Raw genomic sequence first — 20,663 nt, 5'->3', positions numbered from 1 at the left:
ATGGCCGCCGACCCGATCGGGGCGCTGGACGCGCAAGCGTTGAGCACCATGAAGGCGGCGCTGCAACAGGTGTCACCCTTGGCCGATGCCGATCTCCAGGCCTTGATGGTGCACGCCCGGCAAACGCAGGTGCCCAAAGGCACGGTGCTTTTGCGAGCAGGCGAACACGCCCAGACCAGTGGCTTCGTGCTGCAGGGTGGCCTGCGTGAATACTATGTGCTGGAGGACGGCACCGAGCGCACCAAAGGCTTCAACATGGCAGGCGGCTTTGCTGGCTCGCTGTCTGACCTCATCAGCGGCGCAGCCTCCAGGGTCTGGATCGTGGCCGAAGCGCCCAGCATCCTGATCCACACGCCTTGGGCCATCTATGCGCAGCTGACGGAGTCCTCGCCCGCCTGGTCACGCTTTGCCCGCAAGATGGCCGAGTCCTTGTACATGGCCAAGGTCGAGCGCGAGTATGAGCTGCTGGCCCTGGATGCCGCGCAGCGCTATCAATGTGCGCTGGCGAGGTGGCCCACGCTGGAGGCGGTCTTCTCGCAGCGCGACATCGCCTCCTACATTGGCGTGACACCCGTGCATTTGAGCCGCTTGAGGTCAGCCAAGGCCTGAGGCCCGCAGAAACGGCAGCACGTGCGCCAGAAACTGGTCGGGCATTTCAGCAAAGGGCGCATGCCCGCAAGGCATGGTGACGACGCTGGCGGACGGCATGCACCGGGCAGCCTGCACGCCATCCTTGTGCGCGGGGATGGCCGGGTCCTGCTTGCCGAACATCAGCAGCGTCGGGGCCTGGATGCCCCCGGCCAGTGCGCGCAGATCGTGGCTTGGCTTGGCAAAACTGCGCCAGACCGCCCTGTTGAGCATCAGGCGTGGCCGGCTTGACTGCAAGGTGGCGGCACGCGTCAGCATCTCGGCCGTGGTCGCCGTGCGGCAACGCAAGTAAAGCCGTGCCCACAAGCGTGGCGGCAGCGCCAGGCGGCTGCCTTGAAGCCGACAGAATGCCCGAGTGACCAGGTTATGGTCCGTGAAGCCGCCAGGTGAGACCAGCACCAATGCACGCACCTTCTCTGGTGCGGCCAAGGCCAACCTGGCCGCGGCATGGCCCCCCAACGAATTGCCGATCAGCGTGACCTGCGGCAAGGCCAGTGCGGTGATGAACTCACGCAGCACATCGTCAAAGAAGTGTGCGCCACGTGCTTCAGGGTGATCGGGCAAACTGGATTGGCCATAGCCCGGCCAATCCAGGGCGATCACGCGATGGGACAAAGCCAATGGGGACCAGACGGCCTCGAAGTCCAGGCTGTCGCCCGGATTCGCATGCAGCAACAGCAAAGGTGGTCCGCTGCCGCCCTCGCGGTAGTGGACCCGTCCGCTCGGTAGCGCCAGATGGCGAGAGGACATGGTGGGAGGCGTCATTGGACTTGGGGACTGGGTGCGCGCGTCATGGCGGCCAGTCTTGCCGAGATCGCATGACCGCGCATTAACCCATGTTAGGTTTTCACCGGATCTCAGGCCGGCAGCTCGTGCCACAGCCACCAATCATTGCCACCAATTCAAGGGGGCAGCACCAGAACCGCACGTCATCGGACATACCATCAAAGTTTCAGCATTTACAAATTCAGAGCGACCATGAAAAACATCATCATCAAGGGACTGGTGGCACTGTGCGCCATGCACATGGCTCAAGGCCACGCAAGCGTCAACTACAGCTTCAGCGAAACCTACGAACCCAACTATGACCCGACAATGGGGATGACCATCCCGGGCCAGTCCATAACCTTCGACCTCCAACTCCCCGACTTCGTGACCCAGGACACACACGTGTCCGGAGCCCAAGCCGGGTGCTGGTACAACAGCACGGCATGCCAGGGCGTGGATTTCTACATGGACTCGCAGGTCCACAGCCTTTCTGGCTGGCCCATGCGCGCGATCGCTGTCAATGTCGACAACTGGACAATGTATTACTACTTCGAACAGGACGGTTTTTCGTCACTGGGCGTCCATCCTGAACTCATTCACGGCTCCAACGCCAGCCTGAAGGTCAGCGCTGTCCCTGAACCGTCTGCATGGCTGCAGGCCTTGGCTGGCGGCGTGATGGTCGCTGGCATGATCCGTCGCCGGCGCAAGGCCGCAGCCTGAGTCGGGCCCGATTCAGCTCAGAACTCCAGGTTGTCGATCAGGCGGGTCTTGCCCAGGCGCGAAGCGGCCACGCCAACCAGCGGCTCGCCTTGCGCCAGTTCGGCATCGGTGGCGGGCAGCAGGTCACGCTGGCGGCGCACCATGATGTAGTCGGTCTTCCAGCCGCGGGCATCGAGTGCCGCCTTGGCCTGGGCTTCCATGGCGGCAACGCTCGCCAGGTTCAGGGACGAGGCAGAACGGGCCGCCGCCACCTTGTCTTTGACCGAACGCAGCACGGTGATGAGTTGCACGGCCTCGGCACGCTCGTCCGCACTGAGGTAACCGTTGCGAGACGACAAGGCCAGGCCGTCATCCGCACGCAGGGTCTCACCACCACGGATGTCGATGGGCAGCCCCATCTGGATCACCATGTTGCGGATGACCATGAGCTGCTGGTAGTCCTTCTTGCCGAACACGGCCACGCGAGGCTGAACCAGGTTGAACAGCTTGTGCACGACGGTGCAGACACCGGTGAAGAAGCCCGGGCGGAAGGCGCCTTCGAGGATGTCGGCCAGCTCGGTGGGCGGCACCACCTTGTAGCCTTGCGGCTGCGGGTAGAGCTCGGCTTCGGAGGGTGCAAACAAGACGTCGCAGCCCGCGTCGGCCAGCAACTGGGCATCACGCTCCAGTGTGCGCGGGTAGGTGTCGAAGTCTTCGTTGGGCCCGAATTGCAGGCGGTTGACGAAGATGCTGGCCACCACGGGGCTGCCACTGCCGGCCACGATCTCGCGGGCTTGCCTGATCAGGGCCAGGTGGCCATCGTGCAGGTTGCCCATGGTGGGCGCGAAAGCGGGCGCAGCGGGACGGGAAGCCAGTTCGGCACGCAGCTCGGCCACGGTGTGGATGATCTTCATATCGTCGTTTTTTGAATCAGTAAGCGTGCACGGACTCATCCGGAAAGCTGCCATCCTTCACCGCGGCAACATAGCGGCGGATGGCCTCATCGACCGAGCCCCCTTCAGCGGCAAAGTTGCGCACAAAACGCGGCAGCTTGCCCCGCGTGATGTTGAGCATGTCGTGCAGCACCAGCACCTGGCCGGCCGTGCCCTGCCCTGCGCCAATGCCGATGGTCATCACGCCGGGGTTGTCGGCTTGCACATCGCGGGCCACGTTGGATGGCATCAGCTCCAGCACCATCATGGCGGCGCCGGCATCGGCCAGTGCCTTGGCATGCTTGCGCAAGGTCTGTGCGCCAGCCTCGTCGCGCCCTTGGATGCGGTAGCCGCCCAGTGCGTGCACGCTCTGCGGGGTCAGGCCCAGGTGAGCGCAGACGGGCACGCCGCGCTCGGTCAGGAAGTGCACGGTCTCGGCCGTCCAGCCGCCACCTTCGAGCTTGACCATGTGGGCACCGGCCTGCATCAAAGCGACGCTGGCGCGCAAGGCCTGCTCGCGGTTTTCCTGGTAGCTGCCAAACGGCAGGTCACCCACCACCCAGGCATGACGGTTACCGCGGGCCACGCAGCGCGTGTGATAAACCATCTCATCGATGGACACCGGCACGGTGCTGGCATGCCCCTGCACGATCATGCCCAGGGAGTCACCCACCAGGATGCAGTCCACGCCGGCTTCGTCCACCACGCGTGCGAAGGTCGCGTCGTAGGCGGTCAGCATGGTGATTTTCTCGCCCTTGGCGTGCATTTCCCGCAGGCGGTGCAGGGTGATCGGCTTGCGGCTTGGCTCTACAGCGGTGTTCATGTAGTTTGCGTCCTCGGCGTGTGAGCGCCAGTGTAGGAAGTGGCGCGATTCTAGGCCGGGAAATCCCTTTGTGCAGGCATCCGGCCCGACAGACCATGACGCCTGCACCACGGCTTGAAAAATCCGCTAGACCTTGCTCTTCGTCCGCCTGGGAGACACGCCATGGCAAACCGTTTTTCGAGATGCTCCGATGTCTGTGCGGGCCCGCATCCGTCCTGGCTGGCCAGAATATGGCTTGCACTGTGGTGCCTGATCCTGAGTGCCTGTGGCGGCTCGGGTGACGGCACCGCAGGCAACCCCGGGGGCACCCCCAGCGGCACATCCATCAAAACCGTGCTGATCGCGCAAGGGCTGTCGTCCCCCTGGGGCATGGTCTTCATGCCCGACGGCCGTTTGCTGGTGACGGAAAAGGCCGGGACGATGCGGCTGGTGAGCATGAATGGCCAGGTGTCGGGCGCCATCACCGGGCTGCCTCCTGTGGCCAATGCGGGTCAAGGTGGTTTGCTGGATGTGCAACTCGACCCGGACTACCCGAGCACGCCATGGATTTACTGGAGCTATGCAGAGCCCGGGGTGAATGCCGAAGCAGGCCTGGCCGGCACCGCGGTGGCGCGAGGGAGGCTCACCGAACTGATCATGGGCAACATTCAGGTGATCTTCCAGCAAAGGCCCAAAGTGGCAGGCGGCAACCATTTCGGCTCCCGCCTGGCTTTCGCCCGCGACAAGACCTTGTTCATCACCCTGGGTGAACGCATGCAGGACGACCCGGCCAACCCGGGTGTCGACAACGCCCAGAACCTGGCCAAGCACCTGGGCAAGATCGTGCGCATCAACCGCGATGGTGGCATCCCGGGCGACAACCCCGTGTTCGGCGGCGGCCTGGCCCTGCCGGGTATCTGGAGCCTGGGCCACCGCAACGTCCAGGGCGCGGCCATCCACCCAGTGACCGGTGAGCTGTGGGCATCCGAGCATGGCCCCCAAGGCGGGGACGAAATCAACCTGGTGCGTGCGGGCCGCAACTACGGCTGGCCACTGCGCAGTTATGGCTGTCCCTACGGGGCGACGCCCGGGGAGGCTTGCCGGGTAGGCGGCGGTGTTCACGCGCCAAGCTTCGAAGAGCCCCTGAGCTATTGGGTGCCCACCTCCACCGCGCCCAGCGGCATGGCCTTCAACACGGGCGCGCGTTACCCCGGTTGGGAAGGCAATTTGTTCGTGGGCTCACTGGCCGGGCAGACACTCTGGCGCCTGAGTGTGGACAACGAACACGTCCTGGCCAGAGAAGCGCTGCTCAGCAACGTCATTGGTCGGATACGCGATGTGGTGCTGGGCCCCGATGGCTGGCTGTACGTGATGACCGACGGGGACAATGCCCGCATCTACAGGATCGAACGCTGAGCCAACCTGGCGCGGACGTCAGCGCTCAGGCGGGCTGGTAAGCCAGGCGCACGTAGATGGGTGCAAAAGCCTCGGCCTGGGTCACTTCCAGCAGGCGCTCGCGGGCCAGCTCCAGCATGGCGATGAAGGTCACCACCATGACCTGCGGGCCACGGCTGGTGTCGAACAGTTCCTCGAACTCGACGAAGCGGCGGCCTTGCAAGGTGCGAAGCACCTGACTCATGAACTCGCGCACCGACAGCTCCTCGCGGCTGATGATGTGGTGCTTGTTCAGGCGGGCGCGCTGCAGGATGTCCATCCAGGCCTCGCGCAAGTCAGACAGGGCGACATCGGGGTGGCGCACATGCACGGATGGGTCGTTGTGGATCTCGACGCGCAGGAAGTCACGGCCCATCAAAGGCAGCTGATCCAGCTTGGCCGCGGCCAGTTTCATCTGCTCGTACTCGATGAGGCGGCGGACCAGTTCGGCGCGCGGGTCTTCGACCTCTTCGCCCTCGGCCGACTTCTTGGGCGGCAGCAGCATGCGCGACTTGATCTCGATGAGCATGGCCGCCATCAAGAGGTAGTCGGACGCCAGTTCGAGGTTGGTCTTGCGGATCTGGTCCACATAGGCCAGGTACTGCCGTGTGACATCCGCCAGCGGGATGTCCAGGATGTTGAAGTTCTGCTTGCGGATCAGGTAGAGCAGCAGGTCCAGCGGGCCTTCAAAGGTCTCCAGGAAGACTTCGAGCGCATCCGGCGGGATGTAGAGGTCCGTCGGCATGGCAAACAGGGGTTCGCCATACAGACGCGCCAGCGCCACCTGGTCGATGACCTGGGGCAGGCCTTGCTCATCGAGCCCGGCCGGCGACAGGCCACCCTCATCGGCGGCCATGACGTGCTGTTGTGTCACCTGTCAGACCAGGCCATCGAAGCCATCAGGCCTTGGTCGAGTAGACGTAAGGCTTTTGCTCGACGCGGGCTTCGCGGTAGCCCTTCTGGGCTTCGCGGTCCACGGGCTTGTCCCACAGCAGGAAACGGCCCTGACGCTGACGCTCTTCGAGCTGCGGATCACGTGCCTTGAGGCTGTCGATGAACTGCGTGACGTCGGACTTGTAGGGTTTCCAGAAAAGCGGCATGGCTTTGACCAATCAATGTGCGAGAACCCGCCATTTTATCGGCCTGCGCGGCCCGATCCCACCGCCCGGGCACACGACAATGTCGGGCATGCAGGAAATTGAACTGAAATTCCAGATTCCGGAAGGTGCGCTGGAGGCCATTCGGGCCGAATTCACCCGACTCAACGCCGGCCAGAACACGGATCTGCGCCTGCGGGCCTCGTATTTCGACACGCCCGAGCGCCACCTGGCCGCCGCCCGCATGGCCTTGCGCGTGCGCCAGGAAGGGCCGGACTGGGTCCAGACGCTCAAGGCCGGTGGCAGCAACACCATGATGCGGCTGGAAGACAACCAGCCCGCGCAAGCGCCCGCCCACGGCCAGCCCATCCGCGCCGATCTGGGGCGCCATGCCGGCACCCCGGCGCAGGAAGCGCTGGAGCGCGTGCTGAACTGGTCCATGGCGCAAGACCCGCAGGGCCGCCACACCGGCCTGGTTGAACTGTATGGCACCGACATCACCCGCACGCGGGCGCTTGTCACCATCGGGGCCGGCACCTTGTTTGAAGGTGTGGTGGAACTGGCGCTGGACCTGGGGCAGATCCATTCAGGCCCGTTGAGCGTACCTGTGCGCGAGCTGGAAATCGAGTCGGTATCGGGCCACCCCATGGCCGTGATCCTGGCCGGACGCGACTGGGTAGCCCGCCACGGCCTGTGGCTGGACACGCAGACCAAGGCCCACCGGGGTGACCGCCTGGCCCGTGAGGCCGCGGCGCAGCAGGCGCCGAGCGACGCGCATTCGGGCGAGGTCAAACCTCAGGCGCACATCACACCTGCACGCCCGGCCAAGGTCAAGGCGGACTCGACCATGGACCAGGCGTGGCGCGCCGGGGTCGAAACCTGCCTGGAGCACATCACCGGCAACCTCAGCGAACTGGGCAACGCCCCGGCCTCTACCTGCGAGGCAGCCTATGAGCTGCGCCTGAGCCTGCGCCGCTTGAGGGCACTGGGCCGCTTGTGGGGCAGCACCCCTTGGGCCCTGCCTGCCAGCAGCATGGACAAGGCCAGAGGCTTGAGCCGGCAACTGGGCTACTGGCGCGACCAGGAGGCCCTGGCGTGGCTGCCTGAAAAACTGCGCGCGGCCGGCGGGCCCGCCCTGCCCTTGCCCTGCCCGCCCCCCCCACCGAACCTGCCGGCCGATATCGTGGCCCTGGCCCGGTCCGGCCTGGCCACCGACCTGTGCCTGGACATGCTGGCGGCCTTGCTGGCGCCCGAGCGCCCCGCCGATGCGCCACACGCGGAACTGCTGCCCTGGCTGAACGCACGCCTGACAAATTGGACGGGCCGCTGTGCCCGGCACGCCCACGGCTTCAGCAAAACGCCCGATGCCGAACTGCACCAGCTGCGCAAGCGTGGCAAGCGCCTGCGACTGGCTGCGGCCATCTACGCGCCACTGTGGTCAGACAAGGCTTTCAGGCGCCATGAGCGCGCTTTGAAGAACGCGCTGGACGCACTGGGGCACGTGCAGGATGAGGTCGTCGCGCAAGCCTGGTACAGCCAGCAAGCACAGCAAGCGCCTCAGGCGCTGTTTGCCCGTGACTGGCTGCAAGGGCGACGCAAGGGCTTGCGCAAGAAGGCGCAACGCGCCTGGCAACGCTGGCTCAAACGCAGTTCACCCTGGTGATCGGCCTGGCGCCAGCTTGCGCGGGCGCCTCCGTCATCCTCAGCGGATGCGCATGCCGGGCTGCGCACCAGCCACCGGCTCCAGCACATAGATGCCCGGCGTGCCTTTCTCATCGGCGTGCGAGGCCGCCAGCACCATGCCTTCGCTGACACCGAACTTCATCTTGCGGGGTGCCAGGTTGGCCACCATCACGGTGTGCTTGCCGATGAGATCTTCGGGCTTGTAGGCCTCCTTGATGCCGCTGAACACATTGCGCGTGCGGCCCTCACCCACGTCCAGCGTCAGACGCAGCAGCTTGGTGCTGCCTTCCACGTGCTCGGCGTTCACGATCTTGGCAATGCGCAGGTCCACCTTGACGAAGTCATCGATGGTGATGGTGGGGGCAATGTCCTCGCCGCCGGGCCGCCCCAAGGCGAGGTCCCCCTCGGGGGGCATGGGGGCACCACCTTTTTCACCGGGCTTGGGCGCTTCCACCACGGGAGCGGGCGGCGCCTCGAACAGCGCCTCCAGCATCTTCACGTCCACACGCTGCATCAGGTGCTTGTACTCGCCAATCACGTGCGCGCCCAGCAGCTTGCTGCTGTCGGCAAACGTCATCGGTTCGACCTTGAGGAAGGCCTCGACATTGGCCGCCAGCGCGGGCAGCACCGGTTTGAGATACAGGCTCAGCAAGCGGAAGGCCTCGATGCACACCGTGCAAACCTCCTGCAGGCGGGCGTCCTGCCCCTCCTGCTTGGCCAGCTCCCAGGGCTTGTTGGCATCCACATACTCATTGACCCGGTCGGCCAGCAGCATGATCTCGCGCAGCACCTTGCCCAGCTCGCGCTGTTCATACAGTTCGGTGATGCCCGCTTGGCCCGCCTGCAAGGCCTTGAGCAGCGTCTGGCCATCGTCGCCAAGGGCGGCCGTCAATTGACCGCCAAAGCGCTTGCTCAGGAAACCCGCGGCACGGCTGGCGATGTTGATGTACTTGCCCACCAGGTCGCTGTTGACCCGGGCCATGAAGTCGTCCTTGTTGAAGTCGACGTCTTCCACGCGGGCATTGAGCTTGGCGGCGATGTAGTAGCGCAGCCACTCCGCGTTCATGCCCAGGCCCAGGTACTTGAGCGGGTCCAGGCCGGTGCCGCGGCTCTTGCTCATCTTCTCGCCATTGTTGACGGTCATGAAGCCGTGCACATTGATCTGGTTGGGCAGCTTGCGGCCGCTGAACTGCAGCATCGCGGGCCAGAACAGGGTGTGGAAGTAGGTGATGTCCTTGCCGATGAAGTGGATCTGCTCGACTTGCGGGTCGGCAATGAACTGCTCGAAGCTGCGGGTTTCGCCATAACGAGCCTTGGGGCCGCCGGCCTCGAAGTAGCTCTTGAGCGAGGCCAGGTAGCCCACGGGGGCGTCCAGCCACACGTAGAAATACTTGCCCGGCGCATCGGGGATCTCGATGCCGAAGTAAGGCGCGTCGCGGCTGATGTCCCAGTCACCCAGGCCGCCCTTGCCTTCTTCATCCTTGGTGAACCACTCCTTGATCTTGTTGACCACCTCGGACTGCAGCTTGCCGTCCTGTGTCCAGTTCTCCAGGAAGTTGAAGCAGCGCGGGTCGGACAGCTTGAAGAAGTAGTGGTCGCTGGTCTTGAGCACCGGCGTGGCGCCCGACAAGGCCGAGTAGGGGTTCTTCAACTCGGTGGGCGAGTACACGGCGCCACACACCTCGCACGAATCGCCGTATTGGTCCTTGGCACCACACTTGGGGCATTCACCCTTGATGAAGCGGTCCGGCAGGAACATGCTTTTCTCGGGGTCGAAGAACTGCTCGATGGCACGCACTTCGATCAACCCCTGATCGCGCAAGGCACGGTAGATGTCCTGCGCCAGGGCATGGTTCTCAGGGCTGTCGGTAGAAGACCAATGATCGAAACTGATGTGGAAGCCGTCCAGGTAGGGCTTGCGGCCGGCGGCGATGTCGGCCACGAACTGCTGCGGTGTCTTGCCGGCCTTTTCGGCGGCGATCATGATGGGCGCGCCATGGGCGTCATCGGCCCCCACGAAATGCACCTGGTTGCCTTGCATGCGCTGGAACCGCACCCAGATATCAGCCTGGATGTACTCCATGATGTGGCCGATGTGGAAATGGCCATTGGCATAGGGCAGCGCGGTGGTGACAAAAAGCTGGCGTGGCATGGTGCAGTTCTAGAGCGGCGGGCCACAGGAAGCCTGCCAACGTTTCAGGGGGAATCGCCGATTTTAGGCTGCATGCCGTGCCACACTGACACAGACCGTTGCACTAGACTGCCCGGTTTCGCCGTTTTACCGCTTTCTCTGCGCCCCGCCCTGCTCTTATGACCGCCCTGTCCCCCATCGAGACCGCCGCCCAAACCGCCCTGACCGCCGTGTGCGATCCGCTGACCGGCCAGGACTGGGTGTCCACACGCCACCTGAAATCGCTGAAGGTGGACGGTGGCCGCGCTGTGCTGGACATCGCGCTGGGCTACCCCGCGCATTCGCAATGGCCCGCCTACACCGAGCTGGTCAAACAAGCCTTGCTGCAGGTAGCTGGCATCACGGACGTGCAGGTGAACTGGTCCACCCAGATCCAGACCCATGCGGCTTCGCGCGGCCAGGCCCTGCTGCCCGGCGTCAAGAACGTGGTCGCCGTGGCCTCCGGCAAGGGCGGCGTGGGCAAGAGCACCACGGCCATCAACCTGGCGCTGGCCCTGGCCGCCGAGGGCGCCCGCGTGGGCATGCTGGATGCCGACATCTACGGCCCCAGCCAGCCCTTGATGATGGGCATCAGCGGCAAGCCGCCCAGCCCGGATGGCAAGACCATCACCCCGCCGGTCAACTTCGGGCTGCAGATGATGTCCATGGGCCTGCTGGTCGACAACCAGGCGGCCACCATCTGGCGCGGCCCCATGGCCAGCCAGGCTTTTGACCAGTTGCTGCGCCTGTCCAACTGGGGCGAACCTGGTGAGCCCCTGGACTACCTGATGGTGGACATGCCCCCTGGCACCGGAGACATCCACCTGAGCATCAGCCAGCGTTCGCCGTTGACGGCCGCCATCATCGTGACCACGCCGCAGGACATCGCCTTGCTGGACGCCCGCAAGGGCCTGCAGATGTTCGAGAAAGTCAGCGTGCCGGTACTGGGCATCGTCGAGAACATGGCCGTGTTCTGCTGCCCCAACTGTGGCCACGAAGAGCACATCTTCGGCCAGGATGGTGGCAAGCGGATGGCAGCCGATTTCAATGTGCCGCTGCTGGGTTCGATGCCGCTGGACCTCAAGATCCGCCAGCAGGCTGACAGCGGCCAGCCCACGCTGGTGGCCGAGCCCGACAGCAAGGTGGCGCAGCTCTACAAGGACATGGCCCGCAAGCTGGCCGCCGGCCTGTCCAAGCTGCCCAAGGATTACTCCGCCAAAATGCCTGGTGTGAGCGTCGTACAACCCAAGGCCTGATTTTCGATCCACATGGCAACACCCACGCCCTTGCACGTAGAGGACGCCTGGTTTGATCTGGTGCCGCTGGCCCTGATCGAATTCAACGAGCACGGACGCGTGTTGCGCGCGAACTCGGCACTGAGCGCACAACTGGGCTACGCCATCCCACCGGGCAGCGCATTGGCCGACACCCCCCAGGCCCTGCAAAGGCTGTGTGGCTGGGACTCCCCCCTGACCCTGCTGGCACTGGGCCCTGAAGACGGGCCGCTGCAAAGCCAGGTGTTGCAGACACGTCAAGGCAGCACGCCGGTCAGCCTGCGCAGCCAGATCTGGACGCTGGCCCAGTCCAGCCATGAAGCGCCGCGGCGCTTTCTTTGCGCGATCAAGGACACGGTCGTCACCGGCGCAACGCCCACAACCGCCCCGGTGAGCGCCATCACCTCGGATGCCGATGCCGCCCCCGTGCCCGGCCAGGCCCAGTTGCTGCACGAACTCAGCACCATCCTGGAAAGCACCCCGGCGGGCATCGCCTACCTGCGCGACAACGTGCTGATGCGCTGCAACCGCCGCTTCGAGCGCATGCTGGGCCTCACACCCGGCTCCATGGCGGGCCAGAGCCTGGATGTGCTGCTCAGCGCCGACCCGCGCATCGACCGCGTGGTCACCGAAACCGCCACCGAGTTGCTCAAGTCCGAGCAGTTCGAGAGCGAACTCGAGATCGTCATCCCCGGCAACACCACGCGCTGGTACACCCTGTCCGTGCGCCGCATCGGCCTGTCCAACAACCCGCTGGAAGTGATCGCGGTGCTGTCGGACATCAGCCGCATCCGCTCTCAACAGCAGCAGCTGGACGCACTCGGCCGCGACCGCGACCTGATGTTCACGCTGTCCGGCGTGGGCATTGCCTTCGTCAAGGATGGCCTGATCCAGAGCGCCAACCCGGCCCTGTCTCACCTGATCGGTGACGAAGCGGCCAACCTGGCTGGGCGCCCCCTGCTGAGCCTGTACGCACTGGACGTCGACAACAACGCCGACCCCGACATCACCGGCATGCTGCGCAGCCTGGGCCACTGGCAAGGCGAACGGGCGCTGCGAACCAAAAAGGGGCGCGTGCTGTGGGCCGAGGTCGCGCTGCGCCTGGTCAACCCGCAACGCCCTGAAGAAGGTTTCATCGCCTCCTTCGTCAATGTGGACGACCGCCACCGCGCCGAACAACGCCTGACCCTGCAGGCCGACCGCACCCGCGCCATCCTCGACTCGGTGTTCGTGGGCATCGTGACGCTGGACGAGCACGGCATCGCCTGGATGAACCGCTCGGCGCGCCGCATGTTTGCGGGTGACCTGGCCGACTTCGTGGGCCAGCCCCTGAGCACCGTGGCCACGCCCGATCTGGACCACCCCTTCCGCCTGACCGACTACCTCGACGACCTGCTGGACGGGCAATCGCACACCTTCGAGTGCCAGGTGGTGGGCCGAGATGGCCGTGTCTTCTGGGTCGTGGGCAATGCCGTGGTCACACTGGGTGAAGGCAACCGCCGCCACATCACCTACGCCCTGCTGGACATCGATCGGCGCCGCGAAGCCGAGGCCCAGTCCGCCGAAGCCCAGGCCACATTGCAACGCATCATCGAGATGGCGCCCATGGCCATCCACCTGATCGACGCCAAGCAGCTGACCCTGGTGCAAGCCAACCAGGCCGCATCCAGCTACATGAACATCGAGCCGACCAAGGCCCTGGGCAAGCCGCCCGAGGCCCTGTACGACGCCGATCGCGCCCGCCTGTTGCGCGCCGACATGCAGCACGCCCTGGACAGCGGCCAGGCCGTGCACCGCGAGTACAGCCGCCCGCACAAGGGTGGCAACCAGATCTGGGATGTGAACTACCTGCCGCTGGCACGCGATGGCGAGTCCGCCGACCAGTTGCTGGTGGTGGCCTCCGACATCACCGAGCAACGCGCGGCCGAACAGGCCCGCCTGGACGCGGCCATCGCCCAGCGCGAGATGCTGGTCAAGGAAGTGCACCACCGCATCAAGAACAACCTGCAGGGCGTGGCGGGCCTGCTGCAGCAGATCGCCATGCGCAAGCCCGAGGTGGCCCCCGCCATCTCGGAAGTGGTCGGGCAGGTTCAGGCCATTGCCCAGGTCTATGGCCTGCAGGTGGGTGCGGGCGGCCCGCTGCGGCTCAAGGCCGTGGTTGAAGCCATTGCCTCATCGGTACAACGCACTTTCGGGCGCCCGATCGAGCTGGCCATGGAAGGCAGCAACGCGGGTGACTGGCAGCTGCCGGAGGCCGAGTCCATCCCCATCGCCTTGTGTCTCAATGAGTTGTTGACCAACGCCCACAAGCATGGTCCCGGCACCACGGCGCTGGGCTGCACGCTGCAATCGAGCGAGCAAGGCGTGTCCATCAAGATCAGGAGCCCGGGGCAGCTGCCACCAGACTTCAATGTGGACCGTGTGCCAGGCGGCGTGTCCGGCCTGGGCCTGGTGCGCGCCCTGTTGCCGCGCCGCAGCGCCAAACTCGCCATGAAGCAAGACGGCGCCCAGGTGCTGACCCAGGTCGACCTGACGCCACCAGGCATCAACTTGATACCGCCCCCCCACGTATTGGGTGAGCCCACTGGTCAGCAGATCACTCTTTGGCCACAATAGCCCTCCTGCGCCTGGATACACCTGCGTCATACAGGTGCATTAGACTGGCCGGCCTCGGTAAATGGTGTTCATTGCACATCTTTGACCGATCGACGACATGCATGAAGACGGAGCGATAGGTAAGAGGTGCTGGCCATTTCCGGTCGTACACGGCCTGGGCTGGTAGCCGAAAAGGACATGGGTGTGACTCAAAAAGGCAAGATTCTGGTAGTGGATGACGACCGACTGGTGTTGGCCACGCTGACCCACGGTCTGGCGCAAGCCGGCTACGAAGTCATTGACGCAGACAACGGGGACGACGCGATCTTGCTGGCCCGTCAGCACAAGCCCGAGTTGGCGCTGCTGGACATCCGAATGGAAGGCAAATCCGGCTTCGACGTGGCCGTGTACCTGCGCGAGTACTGCCAGATCCCCTTCATGTTCCTGTCCGCTTTTGCAGATGAAGCCACCATCAAGCAAGTCAAGGAACTGGGCGCCCTGACCTACCTGGTCAAGCCGCTGGACATCCAGCAGATCGTGCCGGCCGTGGAAGCCGCATTTGCCAACCGGGCCAAGACCCACGCACCGGCAGAACCTGCTGCAGCCCCATCCCCTGCGGCCGCACCAGTTGCGACGCCACAATCGGCTCCGGTACCCGCCTCACAGGCGGCAGCATCCAGCACGGCGGCTGTTGACCCCTTGACCCAGAACGTGGCCATTGCCGTGGGCATCGTCATGCACCGCAACTCGCTGGACCGCCAGCAGGCCATGGCCAAGCTGGCTCAACAGGCCCAGCAGGAAGGCCGCACGCTGGAGGCCCAGTGCGAGCGCCTGCTCAATGCACAGGAAGTGCTGGCCGGCCTGGGTTCACTCTGAGCATTCACGCCGAGCGCTCACTCCGAACGTTGAGCGCGCTGCTGCGCCTCGACCGTGCCCATCAGCGTGAAGTAGAAACAGGCGCCCTCACCCGGGCGAGCCTCGGCCCAGATGCGCCCGCCATGCCGGCGCACGATGTTCTGAACGCCCGCCAGCCCCACGCCCGTGCCGGGGAACTCCTTGGCACTGTGCAGGCGCTGGAACATGCCGAACAGCTTGTCGGCGTGCTGCATGTCAAAACCGGCGCCGTTGTCGCGCACAAAAAACACCGCTGGGTTGGTCGCCGGCATGACACCCACTTCCACCCGAGGCTGCGCCACCTTGGCGCTGTATTTCAAGGCATTGCTGATCAGGTTCTCCAGCACGCGCCGCACCAGCAACGGGTCGGCATCCTCATGCATGCCCTGCGCCACAACCACTTCAGCCGACGCGCACCCCTCATTGACCATCGCCGATTGCTCCGCGCCGATCTCGCACGCCATGGCCGAGAGGTCAATGCTCACGCGCTGCAAGGGCTCGGCGGCCAGTTGGGCCTGCGCCAGGATCGCGTCGATCATGCCGTTCATGCGCGCCGCTGCGGTCAGTACCCGCTCCAGGTGGTCGTTGCCCAATCGGTCCATGGCTGAGCCATAGTCTTCCTTGACGATGCGGGTGAAGCCCTCCACCACGCGCAAGGGCGCACGCAGGTCGTGCGACAAGGCGTAACGCAGCACCTCCTGCTCGGCCTCGCGCATCTGCGCGTTCTGCGCGGCGTCCTCAGCCTCGGCCCGGGACAGCGCCGTGGCAGCCCCGCTTGCGCGGTCAGCGACAGGCGGCACCATCTGCATCACGCCCCTGAAACCCAGGAACTGCCCCTGCTCGTCCCACCGGGGCTCGGCCTGCACGGCACAACGCCAGCCTGGTGCCTCGACGCTCACGCCCTGCAGCCCCTCGGGCCATGGCAGGTCCAGGGCATCGCCACAGGCCACCTTTTGCGCCAGGCAATAGGCCAGGCGCCCCAGATCGGCCTCGTGGCAGGCCGGCTCTGTGGACCAGTTGGACAACCACAGGGGATTTAACCCGATATATTCGGACAAGCGAGCCCAATCCACCGAAATGCTGCGGGGCAAACCGACACCGGGTTTGAAGACCTTCAAATGGTGAAGGGCATCGGTCTCCCAATACCAGCCGGAAACCCAGTTTTGCCAATTGGGTTCATCGGATCGGGCTGGTTTTGAATTAACGCTAACGTCAGTTATTTGACGCATTGCAAAAATCACGTCGCGTTGTAACAACACTGCACCCGCCACGCACCAGGCCATCATGGCCAGGGCGAACACCCACACGGGCGCCTCGACGAATGCCAAAACGAGCATCGCGACAACGCCGCCCAGGGCCCAGGGCCAGAACCGGGTCTTCGAATGGCGAAAACCCTGGTCAGGCGGGGTGGACAAATCTACGTCGCTGCGCATCCAAACCATTGTAAGGAGGGCTGCAAGGGGTTTCTTCTGCTGGTTGAAGTTTTCACGGAGCCTGTAAAGTTCGTGAAATATCTGACGAAGGTCACAGTATGCCCGGCTATTTTCCCGCGGCAAGTGGGTGACTTTCCCAAGGAACCAAGTTGGCGATGCCGCAGAACTCGTATTCGACGCGCACACCGTGGACCGTGATGATGCTCCTTCTGGCGCTTGCAGCCGTGGCCGCTGCAACCTGGAACTGGGGACTCAGCGGTCTGGGTCTGACCGTGACCGTGCTGGCCTCCACCGGCATCGGTCTCATGGCGCGCCGGCCTCTGCAACCCGCGGGCGACCAGCCCAGCAGCACCCAGGCGCCGCAAGCCACCGACCTGTCGGCCGATGCCGTGGCCCAGACCACCGAGCCCGCCTCCCAGCCCCCTTCTGATCCCAACGCCGATGCGCAACGCCAGCTGGACCTCAGCCGCCGCATCGCCGAGGCCGCCCACACCGCCCCCAATCTGGCCCAGGCCCTGCACCGGGTCGGCGAAGCCCTGCACGACCACCTGGGCTCGCGCGGCTGGATCTGCCTGCGCGTAGAAGGCTGGAACGGCGAATCGGCTTTGTTGCGTCCCTGGATGGACACTGGCGCCGATGGCAACGACATGATCGACGTGTCGGCCATCGCCGCCACGCACCGCGATGAACGGCCACTGGGTGAAGCGCTGAGCAAGCTGTCACCCCAGATGGCCGAGATCCCCAGGCCCACAGCCGCCAACTGCCCCTGGCGCTTGAGCGGCACCCGCAGCGTGGTGGCCCTGCCCATCTCAATCGAAGGCTGGCCGCTGGCCCTGCTGGAGTTCGACGACCCGGCTGCCAGCCAGACCGACTGCGCCGCCGTGCTGGACATCGCCGCCATCCAGCTGGGCTTTGTGGCGCAACGCGACGCCAACCTGGCCCACATGGCCAACAATGCCGAGCACCTCAGCCGGCTGACGCTGGTGGCCTCGCGCATCAGCAGCGGCGTGGCCATCACCGACCGAGACGGCAACATCGAGTGGATCAACAGCGCCTTCGTGGCCCTGACCGGCTGGCCTGAAGAGCGTGTCATCGGCCGCCGCCTGCCCGAGCTGCTGGCCCAGGAGGTCAGTGACCCGGCCACCGTGACCGAGCTGGAAGACCACATCTCGCGCGGTGTGCCCTTCCGCCTGTCTTATGAATCGGGCCGCCAGGGCTCGCAGAGCATCACCCGCTACTGGGGCGAGATCGACGCCATCCAGATGCTGGACGAGACCGGTGGCCGCAGCCAGTACGTCTGCCTGTTCAACGACATCACCAAGCGCAAGTCGCAAGAGCACATCCGCGACCAGGAACGCGAGTTCCTCGAAGCCCTGCTGGGCAATTTGCCCGTCAGCCTGTTCGTGCTGGACCCGGTCAACCTCAATGTGGTGGCCATCAACCGCTACACGGAAATCGAATTCAACCTGCAGCGCGACCAGGTCGTGGGCCGCTCCATCGAGCACGCGCTGGGCAAGTCCGTGCTGGGCATGACCCAGCCTTACATGCAGCAGGCCATCGAGTCCGGCCTGACGGTCGAGCACGATTTCACCTGGTCTGGTGACGCCGGCACGCGCGTGGTCAACGCCCGCCACTTCGCCCTGCGCCACAGCAATGGCCGCCCTCGCCTGCTGATTTCGCTGGTGCGCGACATCACCTCGTCCAGGCAGGCCCAGGCCGATCTGGAAGAGTCCGAACGGCGCTTCCGCGAGCTGGTCGAGTCCATGGACGACTCCGTGTACGTGGCCACCCAGGCGCGCGAACGCTACATCTATTTGAGCCCCCGCACGCAAGAGCTGCTGGGCATCCCGGCTGAAGAGATGCAGGCCCAGCCCAGCCGCGTGCGCGACATGATCGTGCCCGAGGACGTCCACCTGCTGGCCGAACAAGAAGCGCACGAACAAGCCAACGAACCCACCGACGCGCTGCTGCGCCTGATGGTGCCCGGCAAGGGCCTGCGCTGGATCCGCCACCGCACCCGCGCCCGCCGCCTGCCCGATGGCCAATCGCGCATCTACGGCCTGGTCTCCGACGTCACGGAAGACCACAACCAGGCGCTGGAGTTGCAGCGCGCGCGTGACATGGCCGAAGCGGCCAGCCAGGCCAAGAGCCAGTTCATGGCCAACATGAGCCACGAAATCCGCACGCCCATGAACGGCATCCTGGGCATGACGGAGCTGCTGCTGGGCACCCCGCTCAACGACAAGCAACGGCGCTTTGCCCAGGCGGTCTACCGCTCTGGCGAAAGCCTGCTGGAGATCATCAACGACATCCTGGACTTCGCCAAGATCGAGGCCGGCAAGCTGGAGCTGGCCACCTGCGACTTCGTGCTGCGCACCCTGGTGGAAGACACCCTGGAGCTGATGGCCCCGCGCGCCCACGAAAAAGGCCTGGAGCTGAGCTTCCGCGAACAGCCCGGCCTGCCTGCGGTCATCCACGGCGACCCGCTGCGCCTGCGCCAGATCCTGACCAACCTGGTGGCCAATGCCATCAAGTTCACCGAACACGGCGAAGTGGTGGTGGACATCCGCCGTGCCATTGGCGGCACGGTGAGCCTGCACAACGGTGACGTGCCCAACGGCATCGAGCTGGAGTTCATGGTGCGTGACACGGGCATCGGCATCCCCTCCGACGTGATCCCCCGCCTGTTCAGCGCCTTCGTGCAGGCCAACGTCGGCATGGCGCGTCGTTACGGCGGCACCGGCCTGGGCCTGGCCATCTCCAAGCAACTGGTCGAGCTCATGGGTGGCTACATCGAGGCGCACAGCGCGCCCGGCGTGGGCTCGGAGTTCGTGTTCAGGGTGCCCGTGCGTGTGGGTGACACCCAGATCGACATGGCCATGCTGGAAGAGCCCGAGATGCCCTCTTTCAACGTGCTGGTGGTGGACGACAACGACACCAACCGCACCGTGATCGAGAACATGCTGACCGCCTGGGGCATGAACGTCACGCAGGCCACCAATGGCCGCGAAGCGCTCAACATCCTGATGGCCAACCCCAACCAGGACGCCGATTTCGAGCTGGCCCTGGTCGACATGAACATGCCCGAGCTGGACGGCCTGGGCCTGGCCGAGGCCCTGCGCAACAGCGGCCGCTACCCCCATATCAAGATGATCCTGCTGTCGTCGGTGTCCTCACCGGACGACGTGCGCCGCGCCCAGGAAGCCGGTTTCCAGCGCTTCGTGGCCAAGCCGCTGCGCAAGGCCGAACTGCGCCAGGCCATCCTGGGCATCTCGGCCGAGCTGGGCACCGATGTGGCCCACGAGGCCGTCCGCATCTGCAAGAGTGTGCTGGTGGTGGAAGACAACTCCGTCAACCAGGAGGTCTGCAGCCAGATGCTGCGCCGCCTGGGCTGCGAGGTGAAGGTCGCCAACTCGGCCCTTGAAGGCTTGCGCAAGCTGGGCGAATACCGCTTCGATCTGGTGCTGATGGACATCCAGATGCCCGGCATGGACGGCGTGGAAGCCTTGAGCTGGTTCCGCCGCGGCTCGACCGCCCGCTTCAAATTCCTCACCGCGCCAGACACCCCGGTCATTGCCGTCACGGCCAATGCGCTGGAAGGCGACGAGCAGCGCTTCCTCGACCTGGGTTTTGACGACTACCTGTCCAAGCCTTTCCGCCAAAGCCAGCTGCAGAAGATCCTGATCGAGCACACCCACCCGGATGGCCTGCCAACGAGCCCGGGGGTGTTGTTGACGGAAGACGAGCCCGCCACCGTGCCCATGGCCTTGCGCGAGGTGGGCGAGGCGACCCCGCCCGAGGTGCACAGTGAGCCAGTTGAGCCCACCGTGCCGGCAGCGCTGGAGCCCGTTGCCCCGCCCCCCAGCGCGCCCCCCGACTACAGTGAGCTTTTCGATGCCGAAGCCCTGCGCCGCCTGCGTGAACTCGACCCTCGGGGCGACAACCGCCTGATCGAGCGCGTGGCCAAGGCCTTCGAAACCTCGGTGGGCCGCCTGTTGCCGCAACTGGAAGAAGCATTCAAGATGAACGACAGCGCGGCAATCATGCATGTTGCGCATACACTGAAGTCGTCGTCAGCCAGCATCGGCGCACTCAAGTTGTCACAAATGTGTGCCGAAATTGAAACCATGATCCGGCGCCAGACAGGAGAAGACTTGAGCTCACGCATCCGCGAGGTTCCCATTGAGGCTGACCGCGTGCTCCTAGGCCTGCGGCAAATGCTGGAGACTTGAGC

At 65.0% G+C, this 20,663-nt stretch carries 15 protein-coding genes; 8 read left to right on the top strand and 7 right to left on the bottom strand.

Going from position 1 to position 20,663, the window contains the following annotated elements:
* Positions 1–609 carry a Crp/Fnr family transcriptional regulator gene (locus tag HY019_RS16660; RefSeq protein WP_363302780.1) on the top strand — a complete coding sequence of 203 codons (609 nt, stop codon included), beginning with the start codon at positions 1–3 and terminating at the stop codon, positions 607–609.
* Here the strand turns inward: HY019_RS16660 and HY019_RS16655 are convergent.
* Positions 595–1,398: an alpha/beta hydrolase gene (locus HY019_RS16655; protein ID WP_290694368.1), complete on the bottom strand. Its 804-nt coding sequence runs from the start codon at positions 1,396–1,398 to the stop codon at positions 595–597. The two genes, HY019_RS16660 and HY019_RS16655, sit on opposite strands and share 15 nt — an antisense overlap.
* A 228-nt stretch (positions 1,399–1,626) precedes the next feature.
* Between HY019_RS16655 and HY019_RS16650 the strand changes: the two genes are divergently transcribed.
* On the top strand, positions 1,627–2,136 hold the full coding sequence (locus HY019_RS16650) for a hypothetical protein (RefSeq protein WP_290694366.1): 510 nt from the start codon (positions 1,627–1,629) through the stop codon (positions 2,134–2,136).
* A gap of 17 nt (positions 2,137–2,153) precedes the next feature.
* Here the strand turns inward: HY019_RS16650 and panC are convergent, their stop codons facing one another.
* Together panC and panB are read right to left on the bottom strand one after the other, a co-directional pair.
* Positions 2,154–3,029, bottom strand: coding sequence for a pantoate--beta-alanine ligase (gene panC, locus HY019_RS16645; protein WP_290694364.1), 876 nt, complete (start codon positions 3,027–3,029; stop codon positions 2,154–2,156).
* Between the two features lie 16 nt (positions 3,030–3,045).
* A complete protein-coding gene (panB, locus tag HY019_RS16640) occupies positions 3,046–3,870 on the bottom strand; it encodes a 3-methyl-2-oxobutanoate hydroxymethyltransferase (protein WP_290694362.1) in 825 nt (274 codons plus the stop codon).
* A 162-nt stretch (positions 3,871–4,032) separates the two neighbouring features.
* Between panB and HY019_RS16635 the strand changes: the two genes are divergently transcribed.
* Positions 4,033–5,265 carry a PQQ-dependent sugar dehydrogenase gene (locus HY019_RS16635; RefSeq protein WP_290694360.1) on the top strand — a complete coding sequence of 411 codons (1,233 nt, stop codon included), beginning with the start codon at positions 4,033–4,035 and terminating at the stop codon, positions 5,263–5,265.
* Between the two features lie 25 nt (positions 5,266–5,290).
* Here HY019_RS16635 and HY019_RS16630 read toward each other — a convergent pair whose 3' ends face one another.
* On the bottom strand, positions 5,291–6,139 hold the full coding sequence (locus tag HY019_RS16630; protein WP_290694358.1) for a ScpA family protein: 849 nt from the start codon (positions 6,137–6,139) through the stop codon (positions 5,291–5,293).
* 43 nt (positions 6,140–6,182) lie between these two features.
* Complete coding sequence (locus HY019_RS16625; RefSeq protein WP_290694356.1) at positions 6,183–6,383, bottom strand: DUF3460 family protein; 201 nt, start codon at positions 6,381–6,383, stop codon at positions 6,183–6,185.
* Between the two features lie 88 nt (positions 6,384–6,471).
* Here HY019_RS16625 and HY019_RS16620 point away from each other — a divergent pair, with 88 nt between their 5' ends.
* Entirely contained in the window at positions 6,472–8,043 is a 1,572-nt protein-coding gene (locus tag HY019_RS16620; protein ID WP_290694354.1) for a CYTH and CHAD domain-containing protein, read from the top strand.
* Between the two features lie 39 nt (positions 8,044–8,082).
* On the opposite strand, the gene metG is transcribed toward HY019_RS16620, so the two are convergent.
* The gene (gene metG, locus HY019_RS16615) at positions 8,083–10,215 is read right to left on the bottom strand and encodes a methionine--tRNA ligase (RefSeq protein WP_290694352.1); all 2,133 of its coding nucleotides are present in this window, start codon (positions 10,213–10,215) and stop codon (positions 8,083–8,085) included.
* A gap of 158 nt (positions 10,216–10,373) precedes the next feature.
* Between metG and apbC the strand changes: the two genes are divergently transcribed.
* The 3 genes from apbC to HY019_RS16600 all read left to right on the top strand — a co-directional run bounded on the left by apbC (position 10,374) and on the right by HY019_RS16600 (position 14,978).
* Positions 10,374–11,489 (top strand): iron-sulfur cluster carrier protein ApbC, encoded by a 1,116-nt coding sequence (apbC, locus tag HY019_RS16610; protein ID WP_290694350.1) that lies wholly within the window; start codon positions 10,374–10,376, stop codon positions 11,487–11,489.
* 12 nt (positions 11,490–11,501) lie between these two features.
* Positions 11,502–14,123, top strand: coding sequence for a PAS domain S-box protein (locus HY019_RS16605; protein ID WP_290694348.1), 2,622 nt, complete (start codon positions 11,502–11,504; stop codon positions 14,121–14,123).
* A gap of 177 nt (positions 14,124–14,300) precedes the next feature.
* Positions 14,301–14,978: a response regulator gene (locus tag HY019_RS16600; protein WP_290694346.1), complete on the top strand. Its 678-nt coding sequence runs from the start codon at positions 14,301–14,303 to the stop codon at positions 14,976–14,978.
* A 17-nt stretch (positions 14,979–14,995) separates the two neighbouring features.
* On the opposite strand, the gene HY019_RS16595 is transcribed toward HY019_RS16600, so the two are convergent.
* On the bottom strand, positions 14,996–16,054 hold the full coding sequence (locus tag HY019_RS16595) for an ATP-binding protein (RefSeq protein WP_290694343.1): 1,059 nt from the start codon (positions 16,052–16,054) through the stop codon (positions 14,996–14,998).
* A gap of 530 nt (positions 16,055–16,584) precedes the next feature.
* Between HY019_RS16595 and HY019_RS16590 the strand changes: the two genes are divergently transcribed.
* Positions 16,585–20,661 carry a response regulator gene (locus tag HY019_RS16590; RefSeq protein ID WP_290694341.1) on the top strand — a complete coding sequence of 1,359 codons (4,077 nt, stop codon included), beginning with the start codon at positions 16,585–16,587 and terminating at the stop codon, positions 20,659–20,661.
* The last annotated feature ends 2 nt before the right edge of the window (positions 20,662–20,663 follow it).

Source organism: Aquabacterium sp. (assembly GCF_016195855.1).
Taxonomy (GTDB): Bacteria; Pseudomonadota; Gammaproteobacteria; order Burkholderiales; family Burkholderiaceae_C; genus Aquabacterium.
Note: the sequence above shows the minus strand (reverse complement) of the source record. Positions and strands in the feature narration are given on the sequence as shown.

Excerpts from the sequence above, each read along its gene's own strand:
- HY019_RS16620 (WP_290694354.1), top strand. The coding sequence starts at position 6,472 with ATGCAGGAAATTGAACTGAAATTCCAGATTCCGGAAGGTGCGCTGGAG.
- HY019_RS16650 (WP_290694366.1), top strand. The coding sequence starts at position 1,627 with ATGAAAAACATCATCATCAAGGGACTGGTGGCACTGTGCGCCATGCAC.
- HY019_RS16605 (WP_290694348.1), top strand. The coding sequence starts at position 11,502 with ATGGCAACACCCACGCCCTTGCACGTAGAGGACGCCTGGTTTGATCTG.
- metG (WP_290694352.1), bottom strand. The coding sequence starts at position 10,215 with ATGCCACGCCAGCTTTTTGTCACCACCGCGCTGCCCTATGCCAATGGC.
- HY019_RS16590 (WP_290694341.1), top strand. The coding sequence starts at position 16,585 with ATGCCGCAGAACTCGTATTCGACGCGCACACCGTGGACCGTGATGATG.
- apbC (WP_290694350.1), top strand. The coding sequence starts at position 10,374 with ATGACCGCCCTGTCCCCCATCGAGACCGCCGCCCAAACCGCCCTGACC.
- panC (WP_290694364.1), bottom strand. The coding sequence starts at position 3,029 with ATGAAGATCATCCACACCGTGGCCGAGCTGCGTGCCGAACTGGCTTCC.
- HY019_RS16600 (WP_290694346.1), top strand. The coding sequence starts at position 14,301 with ATGGGTGTGACTCAAAAAGGCAAGATTCTGGTAGTGGATGACGACCGA.
- HY019_RS16655 (WP_290694368.1), bottom strand. The coding sequence starts at position 1,398 with ATGTCCTCTCGCCATCTGGCGCTACCGAGCGGACGGGTCCACTACCGC.
- panB (WP_290694362.1), bottom strand. The coding sequence starts at position 3,870 with ATGAACACCGCTGTAGAGCCAAGCCGCAAGCCGATCACCCTGCACCGC.
- HY019_RS16625 (WP_290694356.1), bottom strand. The coding sequence starts at position 6,383 with ATGCCGCTTTTCTGGAAACCCTACAAGTCCGACGTCACGCAGTTCATC.
- HY019_RS16630 (WP_290694358.1), bottom strand. The coding sequence starts at position 6,139 with ATGGCCGCCGATGAGGGTGGCCTGTCGCCGGCCGGGCTCGATGAGCAA.
- HY019_RS16635 (WP_290694360.1), top strand. The coding sequence starts at position 4,033 with ATGGCAAACCGTTTTTCGAGATGCTCCGATGTCTGTGCGGGCCCGCAT.
- HY019_RS16660 (WP_363302780.1), top strand. The coding sequence starts at position 1 with ATGGCCGCCGACCCGATCGGGGCGCTGGACGCGCAAGCGTTGAGCACC.